The sequence below is a fragment of the Erwinia wuhanensis genome (assembly GCF_030484085.1).
Classification (GTDB): Bacteria; Pseudomonadota; Gammaproteobacteria; order Enterobacterales; family Enterobacteriaceae; genus Erwinia; species Erwinia aeris.
Map to the genome: position 1 here is coordinate 598067 of NZ_JAUJUH010000001.1, position 12632 is coordinate 610698.

Genomic DNA, 12632 nt, shown 5'->3' on the forward strand with positions numbered 1-12632 from the left:
TATTATTTATCGGCCCTTCCCTTTATTTGACAAATATTCGTAGAGCACTAATGCTTTTTAAGCTTTACCTCAGGCAGGAACCAACCAACCTCGCCTGAAAAAAACCAATTAAATCAAAAAGATATGCACAACCCCATTCAGAGGTTGATTGGTATTAAATTTAATAACTTAGTATAATCAAAATCCTGTCTTCTGACATTCAGGACAAGCGGATATATTTCTCACCACGGAAATCATTCCGACCCTAAATAAGAGAGACATTATGAGTATCATTAAAAAACCTGCGCGTGATTTTTCTTCCCTTGAGCAGTCGGCTGGATTTCAGCGTCGTATTCTGGGTGATTACACTATTACCGCAGTTTATGACGGCATTGTAGCAATTAATCCTGAAGCATTCGCAGGCGTTACTGATGATAAACGCCAGGCCGCCCTGCAGCGTCAGTTGCACCCTGTAACCGGTGAAATTGATACTTCGGTTAATGCATTTATCGTTGATACCGGTTCAAAAATCGTTCTGATTGACGCGGGCTCAGGTAATAAATTCGGGCCGACCATGGGCCGTCTTGAAAGTAGCATCAGAGCCTCTGGTTATTCTCCTGAAGACATTGATGCGGTTCTGATTACCCATCTGCATCCGGATCACGTTGGCGGCATTTCTGATGATAATGGTAATGCAACCTATCCAAACGCAACTGTCTGGGTGCCTGAAGCTGATGCTGAATTTTGGCTGGATTCAGCAACGACTGCAAAAATTCCGGAAATGCAGCACTGGTTCATCGATGTTGCACAAAACGCTACCGCGCCCTATATCAAAGCTGGCCGTTTCCAGACTTTTGAAAATGGAGACGACCTGCTAAATGGTCTGGTGAAAGTGATTGGCCTGCCGGGTCACACGCCGGGGCATTCCGGCTTCCGTATTGAATCTGCTGGTGAAACTATTTTGTTCTGGGGTGACATCACTCACTTACCAGCAGTGCAGTTGTCTCATGCTGAAGCGACTATTAATCTGGACATTATTCCGGAAAAAGCAGTGAGTTCACGAGAGTGGGCTCTGAAAGAAACGTCGTCAACGGGTATCTGGATCGGCGCGGCGCACCAGGCATTTCCGGGAATTGGTCGTCTGCGCCAGGACGCAGAGGGTTACACCTGGATTGGCAGTGAATATGCCTGGCTGACCGCACGCGGCTAAGTAATTATCAGCCCCAACGATGATTAAGCAAAGGGCCCGTCTGTGTGGAGATGAGGCCCTTTTTGCATAGGGTAATTTTCATTGTTAATACAGTAGTAAGAAGCAGTAAAATGGCGATTTACATCCTCTCTGTTTCCTTCAGCTATCCGGCTGGTGCAACACTGTTTTACTCTTCCTGAAGATCAAAGACGCCAACATCCTCAAGGCGCCCTCCGGTTCCCTTGCGCGGCCGGGTTGCCAGCTCTCACCTGATGTGCTGGCGTGGAAGGTGAAGCGGAGGGTCATGTGCTGCAAATCAAGGTTCAGTGTTGTAATGCACTGAAGGACGAGGACGGGCTCACTCTGCTTCGGTGGTGGTAGCTAATCACCACATAATGTCAGATACAAGCAAGAGAGTTTACCCGTAAATCAATTATCTCACTTCGGCAGCGTTGATTTTATCATCGGCTTTCCAGATACGATATTTAACCTCAATATTCTCTGGCGTATAAACCACGACGGGGAGTTTACTGTTATACCTCAACATGCCATCCGCCCCGAGGTTGGCGGGCACAAATTTCTTTTCCTTTTTACCTGCCGGGCAGGCCATTCTGGTCGAGATGTGCATTGCGCCGGAGTCTGGCGATTTCGCTGCCTCATAGACATAATAATCATAGCCCCAACCATCAACTGTCTTGCTGTGCAGCTGGCCGAGGAGAAGATGCTGGTTACAGTCAACTTCCAGTGTCTGACCAATCATCAATTCCACTTTATATAACTCTTCATGTTTACGTTCTGGCAGCTGTATTATTTGTCGGCTGATGCCTTTTTCCGCTTTGGGATAAGGGGCAAGATTATCTGAAGACTGTTGCTGAGCAAAAGTGCTGGCTGAAAGGCAACCGGCGGTTATCAGCAAACATACAGCCAGCGTAGGGGTTCTGATCATTCTATAAGTCCTTAGTAGTATTTAATCCAGATTAATTCATTACCATAAATTAATTTAATAGCATTAACTACTGCCATTCTATTAAAGACCAGTCTTTACTGTCACCTCCTGACGAATGATAGACGCTTAACCCCCGTAAAAAATAATTTACACGGCGTGATCCCAGGCGCGAGCGATGGGTGATTGCGCTCAAAACATCCCTGCCCTCAGAGCAAAAGAAGAAAGGGTGCTATATTCCGATAAGCGCTTAATTAACCTATTTCATTTATCCAAATAAGAAACAGCGTTTTTATCCCTCACGCATTTTGTTAACACGGAGTAAGCATGACTGAACCACTGGATACCCTGCTCAAACTGGATCTGACTACCCCTTTGAAAAAGCCCGGCGCCAGTACCGCCCGGACTTTCAAGTCCGCTGAGCTTGTCGAATCGGTGCTGGCCGATCTGGAAGCCAAAGGTCTGATCCGACGCGGTGCGGATTACTTCGACGTGATCGCACCTACAACTGGCGCCACTACCGGCTCCGTGAAGCGCACTCGCACCGAGTTCAAGTTCCCGGCGCCGATCTTCCTGAAGGACTACACCGAACTGCTCATCCGCCTGAAGGGCGAGCTGCTGGCCGTAAACTACGACGGTGACGTAGTAGTGCTGCAACTACACTGTGACGACGGCAATGACCCTACCATCAAGGGCTTCTACGACAATGGCGAGATCAAGGTAGGCGTGCGGGACTATGACGAAACCAAAGACCCCGACAAAGTCAAACTCGTCAACGTCGGCGCAACCCCGGCGCTTCTGGAGCTGGAATACCGCATCAGAGGGAACAAGCTCACCGTGGTTTGTGGACATGGCGAATCTGCCAGCCGTAAAGAGTTTACGCTCACTGCCGGACGATTAGCTCGCCCACACGTTCCGCATGTTGGCGTGTACAATCAGATCGACCAGGGCGCTGACACAGAACCTGCCGGCGACCGCTCCGCACTGCGCATCTATGAGTTCTATGTAGGCGAAGCGCCTGATGCGGCGCAGCCTGACCTGGCTCAACAGCTTGACGTCGAGCTGGACAAGCTGTTGCAGGACTACCGGAGCGGCGCGATCGCTCTGAGTGCTGCCAGGATCGTGCTGAACGATATCTCTACCCGCATCAAAGCGGTAGAAGACGCCGACGCCCGCTATGCCTTAAACGTCAAGACGGCCGCCGTTAAAGCCCAACTTAAGTAGAAAGCCGCCTGCGGCCGCGCGCTACTTCTGTTTTGCGCCAGAAGCAGACGCCCGCGTCAGGGCGTAGCAGGCTTGCGTGGCGATCAGCCCTGAAAAAGCGCGTTATGCCCTGTGCCTGCCGGTTATGCAGCTCCTCGTACGTTATGACTGCACCCTGCTCAAAAAGCAGGCGTCATAACTGGCTTGATACATTCCCGCTTTTATAAAGGAAAATGATGCCGACGCTATAAAGAAACGGGGGCGCCGGCTCTGTTGCGCCGTTCAGGGTTTTTCGATCCGGGTCACTTTCATAAAGGCGTTATCCGCTCTGCCATAAACGCGACCGCTGACGCGAACCTTGTCATCAGCCTGATAGGTTTTGCCGAGAAAAGCATCGGCAGAAGCCTGTAGCCGAACCTCGTCGCTGGCATCACGAAAAAGATAGCTGCCCGGTCTTTGCTCCTTGACAATATATCCCTCAAGCGTTGTGTAGCCGCCCTGTCTGAAATCACGGATCAGGTTTGCTTTCGTGGCGCGCGTGTCCTCTGTGCCTTTCTGCGCCGCATCTTCCTTTTCAGGCGGCGGAGCCTTTTCTCCCGCCTTAAATCCGCCTTCAGCGGCCGCGACGCCGCTGCTTAGTGCGGCAAGCAAAGCCGTGAGCATCAATTTTTTCTTCATCTGTTCTCTCCATTCAGGTGGATGGTTTCATCTTAAACGTGAGTTCATCTGGCTTATCAGCACCGCTCAGCGTGCGATAAGGGCAAAACCGGGAAAGATCAACTGTAGCGCGGATATTTTATTCTGCAACTGATTGACTTATATACGCATTATGCGCAAACCCATTTTTAATGGTTAAAACGGCGTCTTCAGTTAACGGCAAACTGCGGGCGTTGCCGGTGTCCGCGTACCCTGCGCTCTCTTCTGCCGGGGCTTACGCCTGCGCCAGCACCAGGCGGCCGCGGTGCGCCAGATGACAATATGGTCATCTTTCTGACAGGTAATGACGACAGCCACGCGGGTATAACAGCAGGGTGATTAATACAGGAGAATTAACATGAAAAGGTTTGTCACTGCCCTGCCTCTCGCTGCCAGTAAAAAACCGTTAAGCGGTATCGGGGGAGCTGAGCACAAATGAAACATTTTATGATTGCCCTTGCGCTCGCTACGACGCCAGGCATGGCTCTGGCTACCGGGCCAGCAGCCGTCTATGACATGACGCAGGAACTCAGCAGTAAGCTGGCCACGGAAGCGCTGTCCGTATGTCACGGTATGAATCGCCAGGGCGTGGTGGCCGTCGTGGATCGTGGCGGAAACCTGGTTTCGCTGATGAGAGATGATAACGTGGGGCCGCATAATACGCAGGCCGCCTGGCGCAAAGCCTTCACGGCGCTGTCTACCAAAACGCCAACGAAAGAGTTTACCCGTAAAGCTCAATCCTCGCCGGATACCGTTAACCTGAATACTGTTAACGAGCTATTGCTGCTGGGCGGCGGCGTACCGATTAAATATCGCGGTCAGTGGATTGGCGCTATCGGCATGGCGGGAACCGGCGGCGCCGAGTCCGACGATCGGTGTGGAACCGAAGCCATTAACAAAGTCATTGGCGAAAGCGAACAGCAAAAATAAAGTAAAGCGCGAGCAGCCAGCAACGGCGGGGGAAAAGTGCTGTCTTCCGTGGTTGCTGGCTATGATGACTTGCGGGTGGCCGCGCGCCGGGCCTGCCCTGCTTAACTGCACTGCAACATCCGTTTATTGCGCAAAGCAGACCGGCGTCTCGCATAGCGGCTGCCCTGAGCAGGAAGCGGCTATTTCTGGCGCTATTTCTTCTTGTTAAGCAGCGATTTTAAATCGGCGAAAGGGCTATAGGTGGCGGCGCCCACATCGTCTTGCGCGTCTTCCCCCGCCACAACGCTGGTACCGTACTGGTCAGCCTCAGTGTATTTTGAGTGTTCGTGATCGTGACAATACAGGCACAATAATTCCCAGTTGCTGCCGTCTGCCGGATTATTGGTATGGTCATGATCGATATGATGGACGGTGAGTTCACGCAGGTTTGAGTAAACAAACTCTCGCGAGCAGCGTCCACATACCCACGGGTAGATTTTTAATGCTTTCTCGCGGTAGCCGCTTTCCAGCCGCGCGTAGTTTTTGGGGATCAAAGCCATTGCCGATGTTACCTGTCATAAAAAGAGATTTATATTCGATGCAGGCAGGCTACCGCGCTTAACAGGCTACTTCAAGCTGTCTGTTGCGGCCGTTTTTCACTCTGCGCGAACGCTCTCAAAAGCGGGCAAGAAGGCTCAGGAAGTCTGCGGCTCCAGCAAACTTTTCAGCAGCGCTAACACCTGCTGGTTTTCGGCGGGCGTCAGTGCGCCCTCGCGGGCAAAACGCACCCGCCCTTCGCTGTCCAGCACCATGACTGCCGAGCCGCCCGCTTTTAGCTGCCAGGCTCGCCTGACCGCGCCGTTAGCATCAATAATAAACTGCGACCAGGGCGACGCCTCCTTTGCGGATTTCAGGCTGGCACGGACAAATACCGCGCTGCCCGGAATGGCGTCGTCGGTGTTAACAATGGTGGTGGTCTGGTAGCGATCGTGCGGCAGGTTCGCCTTGCTCAACGCGTCAATCAATGCGGCGTTCTGATCTTTAGCCGAAATTCTTCCGGCCATATGCAGCAGCACCCGTACTTTGCCACCAAGCTGGGCGCTGTTCCAGGGCCGTGCAGAAATTTGCTGCTGCTGCCAGATTAGCTCACCCTGTACGGCCACGCCGGCAGCGGGAACGCGCTGATTGATCACTATGTTGCTGGCCGATGCGCTGGCGGTGACGATCGTCAAAAGAGCAAACAGAACTGGCTTCATTTTTTCTCCGCAAAAAAGCGTATAAAGGGACAGATCGGCACGGCCTGCACCTACGTTCTGTGACCTGCGATCCGGAACCTTAACCATAGTCCGTTCTCAGCCAAGCGATTGTTTTAACACCGCCAGAAAGGCGGTCACTCTGCGCGGCGTATAGCGCCGCGTCGGCAGCAGCGCCCAGACGGCCAGCGCGGGCATCGTCATATCCTCAAGCATCAGCGGCACCAGCTCGCCTCGCGCCGCTTCTTCCCGAATGTCCAGCGCGGTCAGCTGCGCAATGCCCGCCCCGGCCACGCACATTTCCCTCACGCCTTCCACGCTACTACAGCTGAAACGGGCATCCGGCGTGTAGCTGACCGCGCCGCCCTGATTTTCAAACAGCCACCACGGCAGCGCGGACAGCCGCAGGCAGGCGTGGTTTTTCAGATCCGCCAGCAGCTTTGGCGTACCGTTACGCTGCAAATAGGCCGGAGAGGCGCAAAGGACTCTGGGGTTATCCGCCAGCCTGTGCGCCACCAGCCGGGAATCCCGCAGCGGCGCGATGCGGATGGCGATGTCATAGCCCTGCGCCACGATATCGACGGCATCTTCGCTTAAATTCAGCTCGACCTTCATTTGCGGATTAGCGGCCATCAGTTCAGGCAGCAGTGGCAAGACGTTGCGCCTGCCAAAGCCGGACGGCGCGGTCACGCGCAGCAGCCCGAAAGCGCCCGTCGCCCCGGCGCTGAACATATTTTTCGCCGTCTGCTCTGCTTCAACCATTGCCCGCGCATAGGGCAAAAACTCTTCGCCCTCGCTGGTCAACGAGACGGCGCGCGTGGTGCGTTGCAGCAGCCTGACGCCCAGCTCGCTTTCCAGCAGCGCCAGACGGCGGGAAACGGTCATGGCGGTCGATCCCAGCGTTCGGGCGGCCCTGGTCAGGTTGCCCACGGCTACGATCGCGCAGAAAACCTCAACGTCTTTCAGGTTCATTATAACGGTTTCCGTTATTCATCTAGTCAGTTTGCGGCGGTTCTGCCGTTGCATCGCGTTCATTATACTGGATCCTGTATTCATTTATCTTCAGGAACTATTATGCATCCTTTACTGTTTAAAGCGGGTCAGATCGGCCGCATCGATTTTAAAAACCGGGCGCTCGTCGCGCCGATGACGCGTATCTCCGCTTCTGAAACGGGTGTGCCCGGCGAGATTGTACAACGCTACTACGCCAGCTTCGCGCAGGGCGGCTTCGGCGGCGTCATCACCGAAGGCCTCTATATCGATAGCGCCTGGTCGCAGACCTATGCTTACCAGCCCGGCATCGTCAGCGACGAGCAGGTAGCCGGATGGCGCAAGGTTACGGATGCGGTAAAAGCAGCGGGTTCGGTAGTTATCGCTCAGCTGATCCACGGCGGCGCGCTTTCCCAGGCGAATATTCACCGCACCACCACTATCGGCCCTTCCGCTATCAAACCGCGCGGCCAGCAGCTGGCTTTTTATCACGGCAAAGGCGATTACGCCGTACCGGAAGCGATGACCGCACAGCAAATTGAGGAGGTCATCGCCAGCTTTGCCAACAGCGCGGAACGTGCCATCACGCGGGCCGGCTTCGACGGCGTGGAAATTCATGCCGCTAACGGCTACCTGCTCGATCAGTTTTTTACCGACTATCAGAATCAGCGTGAAGATGCCTGGGGCGGTTCGATCGAAAATCGCCTGCGCCTGACGCTGGAAGTTATCCGCGCGGTACGCAACAAAATTGGCCGCGAGGCGATGCTGGGCGTGCGTATTTCTCAGGGTAAGGTCAACGACTTCCAGCACAAATGGCAGGAAGGCGAAGCGGGCGCGCTAAAAGTATTTGCCCTGTTGCAGGAAGCTGGCGTCGATTATATCCATATCACCGAATACAAAGCCTGGCTGCCGGCATTTGAAAATAACGATCGCTCGCTGGTTGAGCTGGCACGCGTCGGCGCACCGGATACGGTCATTATCGCCAACGGCGGGCTGGACGACGGCGAACGGGCTGAAGAGCAGCTGCTCGCTAATGCGGATTTTGTCGCCATTGGCAAGGCCGCGCTGGCTAACCACGACTGGCCGCAGCGCGTCCAGCAGGGCCAGGCGCTGCGGCCGCTGGCGGAAACGGTTCTGGCGCCCGTCGCCAATATCAAGGAAGACGAATACTAACGGTCGCCCTTTCCCATCAGGAAAGAGAAAGCTACACTCACCGACACCCTGCGCGTCGGTGAGTCCGGCCTGTCGCGCGCCCTCTTTTTTTGCCGAGCGACAAGCCGCCATGTCAGATAGCCTTCTGCAACACCCCGTTGTCCGCCAGCTGCAGACGCTGGAAGCCACCACCTGGTTTAATCCCCATCTTGCCCGCGTGGAAGAAGGCCTGAAGCAGGTCGGCCTGACCAGGCAGGATGCGCAAGAGGCCGAAGCCAGGCTCCAGCGCTTTGCGCCGCTTTTAGCGCAGGCCTTTCCGGAAACCGCTACGGCGGGCGGCATTATCGAATCGCCGGTCATCGCTATCCCCGCCATGCAGCAATGGCTGGCGGCCGAAAACGGCGCTATCCCTGGCGCACTGTGGCTGAAAAAAGACAGCCACCTGCCCGTTTCCGGCTCGATTAAGGCGCGCGGCGGTATTTATGAAGTGCTTGCCCACGCGGAACGGCTGGCGATAACCGCAGGCCTGCTGACGACCGAGGCGGATTACCGCATCCTGCTGTCGCCGCGCCTGCGGGCATTCTTCAGCCAGCAGCGTATTGCCGTAGGCTCAACCGGCAACCTCGGCCTTTCTATCGGCATTATCAGCGCCGCGCTGGGTTTTGACGTCACGGTGCATATGTCTGCCGACGCCCGCGCGTGGAAAAAAGAGAAGTTGCGCTCGCACGGCGTAAAAGTGGTGGAATACGCGGAAGACTACGGCGTGGCCGTGGCGCAGGGACGTCGCGAGGCGGAACAGGATCCGCACTGTTTTTTTATCGATGATGAAAATTCCCGCACGCTGTTTCTGGGCTACGCCGTGGCGGGGTTGCGCCTGCGCGCGCAGCTTGAGGCAGCAGGCAGAACGGTGGATGCCGCGCACCCGCTGTTTGTTTATCTGCCCTGCGGCGTGGGCGGCGGGCCGGGCGGCGTGGCCTTTGGCCTGAAGCTTGCCTTTGGCGATGACGTGCACTGCTTCTTTGCCGAACCGACGCATTCGCCCTGCATGCTGCTGGGGATGAGCACCGGGCTGCACGAGGCCGTCGCCGTCGCGGATATCGGGCTTGATAATAAAACGGCGGCGGATGGCCTGGCGGTCGGCCGTCCTTCTGGTTTTGTCGGCCGGGCGATGGCGCAGCTGATCGACGGCTGCTATACGCTCAGCGATAAGAGGATGTACCAGCTGCTGGCCGCGCTGGCCGCCACGGAAAATCTTCGCCTTGAACCTTCCGCGCTGGCCGGAATGGCCGGGCCGCAACGCCTGAGCGCCCACTATCTGGCACAGCATCGCCTTAATGCAGAGACGATGGCTCGCGCCACGCATCTGGTCTGGGCCACGGGCGGCGGCATGGTGCCGGAAGAAGAGATGCAGGCTTATCTGGCGGCGGGCCAGCGCGCGCTCAGCGCCGGATAGTTTTCAATAAGGCGATATCGGGCCAGCGCTGACCCGGAAAAAGCGACAGGCGAACGTTAAACAGATAAAACAGCGGCGCAAACACGGCCTCGTCTTTGCCCGCCAACGCTTCCAGCTTCAGCAACAGCAGATCCAGCTCCTCCAGCAAATGCTGGTGCGGCTGCGTCTGTAACGATTTCATGCGCCGCTTTAAAAACAGCGCCAGCTCGTGAAACATCTGGCCGCTGTCAATGCGATAGCTTTCCAGCAGCTCGCGATGGCGGGCATAGTAGTCATAGCAGTTAGCGCCCAGCCAGGCTTCCGTCAGCAGATTGCCGCCAGAAACCAGATCGGGATGCGGATCCAGACGCATACGCGGCAGGATAATATTGACCCGATCCAGCATCCGCACCACAAAGTGCTGCCGCGCCAGCAGCGAAGATCCGTTGCGCTCAATCTCTTTCACCAGCCGCAGCAAATCGCTCAGCCCTTTGCGCAGCGTGCGTTTGGCGGTCCATGAAGGGCGCTTGTTGCGGATCAGCGCCGTAATGGTCACCGCCACGATAATGCCGACCATCGATGAGATGGCCGTATTGATCAGGCCGGTGAGATTTGGCGTGAAGTGGTGAGTCATGCCCAAAAACGCCGGGATCTGCGTCGCCACGCTGATGCCGATCAGATTGGTCGAGGGACGGGCAATAACCAGCCCCAGCAGCAGCAGCCCTGGCGTCAGGATCAGCAGCAGCGCCTCGAAGGTGGTCGCCTGCGGGATCAAAAAGGCCACGTAGAACAGGCTGATCGCCAGCGCGATAAACACGCCTTTGATAAACCTTTTCATCGGCACCAGCGGCGTATCCATGCTGGCGAAGAACGACGCCACAATCGCCGCCATCATCGGTGCCGTCGCGCCGTCGGCCCAGCCGCTGCCGATCCAGAACAGGCTGGAAATAAAGGTCGCCAGAAAAGCCGTGGCGGCCGAAAGCAGCAGCAGGCCGTTATCAATATGGCGCTCCGCTCGCGTCTCCTTCGCCAGGCTGGTGTCGCCGGAGAGATCGCTGACCAGCACGCTGACGCTCTGATAGGCGCCTGCGATGCGTACAAAATCCGCCAGCCGTTCCAGCAGGCCCATCAGCAAAATGCTCTCCTCCGTGGCGAGCGCCCCGCTCCGCCACTGCTGTTTCAGCGCCGTCTGGGTCGCGGCAAGCTGCTGCTGCATTTGCGCCGTCTCTGCAATCTCGCCACGATTAAGCCAGCCGACAAAATCGGCAAAGACGTCCGTGACCTCCTGCGGAAAGCGGATTTGCTGTTCGGCCAGAATGCTCAGCCGCGCTTCGATAGCGGTCAGCGTAGGGATCAGGTACGACAGGTGCTGGTACTGCACGCTGACCAGCCGGATCAGCTTGCGCGCCGCATCGCCTTCATAGACGCAATGTACAATCAGCGTTTCCACATTGGTCGGATAGTTTGCCATCTGGATCAGAATATCCTCCCGCTCCAGCGACTTATCTTTTGGCCTGACCGTAATCAGCTCGTGGCACAGCTTCTGCGCGTTCAGATACCAGACGCTGACGCTCTGCTCCAGCAGGCTGCGCATGGAAACCGGAAGGATCAGCTGGTGCACCAGGCTGCTACAGATAATCGCCAGCGTGATCTCCTCAATGCGCGAAATAACGATATCGCTGATGGAGAGCGGCGACACCACGCCGGGAAAGCCCATAATGGCGGCGCTGTAGCCTGCCAGCATAAAGATATAGCTTTTTGGCGTGCGGTCGTGCAGCGAGAGATAGAGGCAGACGGCGACCCACAGCGAGACGCACAGGCTGAACAGCAGCGGATACTGCACGGTTTCCGGGTAAATCAGGAAAATAAACAGCCCGCCCAGCAGCGTGCCCAGCAGGCGAAAGATCGACTTGGAGATGGTGGCAGCGGAATAGAGCTGTGAAGCCACAAAGACCGTCGTTAACGACCAGGCTGGTTTTTCAAAATTAAGTTCAAGCGAAATATAAAGTGCCAGAAAGGCGGCCAGACAGGTTTTAGCGGAGAAGAGTACCGCGTTTTGGGTAAACCACTTCATGGAAATTATTGAACCGGATGCACATTGCGTGGATGCGTATCCTGCCAGAAGGCGGATGCCGCTGCCCGTCAATTAGTACTACAAATTATTAATGACTTAACTAAATGATTTAGCAGGTAAACCTGTTCAAAAACGGCTTAAATTACCTGAAAAAAACGGGAAAATGGCGAAATTTACGCCAGATCAATTATCGCCTTTTGTGCGGTTTTACTTTTTCTGCGGCCACCCGGCAACGGCTTCGATAAGGATTGCGTCTTATTGAGGCCACCTTGCGCCGCGGCTGGCGTGGATGCTGGTTTACTCGCCTGAATTATTTATACCGCCAGTCCTCTCTCCGCTGAAGATAAAAGCTGACTTACTCAGCGGAGAGCAGCATGTTTGACAGTAAAATCGCACTGATTGTGCGCGAGGATCTTGCCATCTGGCAGCGACTGAACGTAACGGCCTTTTTAGCCAGCGGTATCGCTTACGCCGCGCCGGAAATTCGGGGCGAACCTTATATAGACGCTAAAGGCCAGCGCTACGGTTGTATGGCCGGGCAGCCGATGCTGGTGTTTGCCGCCGATCTCGCCGGTTTACAGGCTGCGCATTGCAAAGGACTGGCGCGCGAGCTGACGCTGATCCCTTACGTCCAGGCGATGTTTTCGACCGGTCACGACGAGGCCAACCGACAAGCTTTTCAGGCAGAAGACCCGGACAATCTTAATTTAGTGGGGCTGGCGATTCGCGACCCTAAGAAAGCGGTCGATAAAGCGATTAAAGGCCTTGCGATGCATAGCTAAACGGCGTTTCTTGTTGGGCGGCATGGCGCA

General features: G+C 55.6%; 12 protein-coding genes. 6 read left to right on the forward strand and 6 right to left on the reverse strand.

Features of this window, described 5'->3' with window-relative positions:
* The first annotated feature begins 262 nt into the window (after nt 1–262).
* Nucleotides 263–1189 carry an MBL fold metallo-hydrolase gene (locus QZH36_RS02695; protein WP_301250923.1) on the forward strand — a complete coding sequence of 309 codons (927 nt, stop codon included), beginning with the start codon at nt 263–265 and terminating at the stop codon, nt 1187–1189.
* Between the two features lie 412 nt (nt 1190–1601).
* Here the strand turns inward: QZH36_RS02695 and eco are convergent, their stop codons facing one another.
* Nucleotides 1602–2114, reverse strand: a complete 513-nt coding sequence (eco, locus tag QZH36_RS02700; RefSeq protein WP_301729595.1) for a serine protease inhibitor ecotin — start codon at nt 2112–2114, stop codon at nt 1602–1604.
* 324 nt (nt 2115–2438) lie between these two features.
* On the opposite strand from eco, the gene QZH36_RS02705 reads away from it, so the two are divergent.
* On the forward strand, nt 2439–3335 hold the full coding sequence (locus QZH36_RS02705; RefSeq protein ID WP_253454308.1) for a polysaccharide lyase family 7 protein: 897 nt from the start codon (nt 2439–2441) through the stop codon (nt 3333–3335).
* Nucleotides 3336–3596: 261 nt separating this feature from the next.
* Here the strand turns inward: QZH36_RS02705 and QZH36_RS02710 are convergent, their stop codons facing one another.
* Nucleotides 3597–3992, reverse strand: a complete 396-nt coding sequence (locus tag QZH36_RS02710; RefSeq protein ID WP_301250928.1) for a YgiW/YdeI family stress tolerance OB fold protein — start codon at nt 3990–3992, stop codon at nt 3597–3599.
* A gap of 453 nt (nt 3993–4445) precedes the next feature.
* Between QZH36_RS02710 and QZH36_RS02715 the strand changes: the two genes are divergently transcribed.
* Nucleotides 4446–4940, forward strand: a complete 495-nt coding sequence (locus QZH36_RS02715) for a GlcG/HbpS family heme-binding protein (RefSeq protein WP_253454310.1) — start codon at nt 4446–4448, stop codon at nt 4938–4940.
* A gap of 191 nt (nt 4941–5131) precedes the next feature.
* Here QZH36_RS02715 and yajD read toward each other — a convergent pair whose 3' ends face one another.
* The 3 genes from yajD to QZH36_RS02730 form a co-directional block, all read right to left on the reverse strand.
* On the reverse strand, nt 5132–5479 hold the full coding sequence (gene yajD / locus QZH36_RS02720) for an HNH nuclease YajD (protein WP_253454311.1): 348 nt from the start codon (nt 5477–5479) through the stop codon (nt 5132–5134).
* Between the two features lie 135 nt (nt 5480–5614).
* A complete protein-coding gene (locus tag QZH36_RS02725; RefSeq protein ID WP_253454312.1) occupies nt 5615–6175 on the reverse strand; it encodes a YtfJ family protein in 561 nt (186 codons plus the stop codon).
* Between the two features lie 96 nt (nt 6176–6271).
* The gene (locus QZH36_RS02730) at nt 6272–7144 is read right to left on the reverse strand and encodes a LysR family transcriptional regulator (RefSeq protein ID WP_301729596.1); all 873 of its coding nucleotides are present in this window, start codon (nt 7142–7144) and stop codon (nt 6272–6274) included.
* A 102-nt stretch (nt 7145–7246) separates the two neighbouring features.
* Here QZH36_RS02730 and QZH36_RS02735 point away from each other — a divergent pair, with 102 nt between their 5' ends.
* Complete coding sequence (locus QZH36_RS02735) at nt 7247–8335, forward strand: oxidoreductase (protein ID WP_301729597.1); 1089 nt, start codon at nt 7247–7249, stop codon at nt 8333–8335.
* Nucleotides 8336–8444: 109 nt separating this feature from the next.
* Nucleotides 8445–9767: a D-serine ammonia-lyase gene (dsdA, locus tag QZH36_RS02740; RefSeq protein WP_301729598.1), complete on the forward strand. Its 1323-nt coding sequence runs from the start codon at nt 8445–8447 to the stop codon at nt 9765–9767.
* Here dsdA and QZH36_RS02745 read toward each other — a convergent pair.
* The gene (locus QZH36_RS02745; protein WP_253454316.1) at nt 9754–11820 is read right to left on the reverse strand and encodes an FUSC family protein; all 2067 of its coding nucleotides are present in this window, start codon (nt 11818–11820) and stop codon (nt 9754–9756) included. The two genes, dsdA and QZH36_RS02745, sit on opposite strands and share 14 nt — an antisense overlap.
* Before the next feature lie 374 nt (nt 11821–12194).
* Between QZH36_RS02745 and QZH36_RS02750 the strand changes: the two genes are divergently transcribed.
* Nucleotides 12195–12602 (forward strand): DUF2000 family protein, encoded by a 408-nt coding sequence (locus QZH36_RS02750; protein WP_301729599.1) that lies wholly within the window; start codon nt 12195–12197, stop codon nt 12600–12602.
* The last annotated feature ends 30 nt before the right edge of the window (nt 12603–12632 follow it).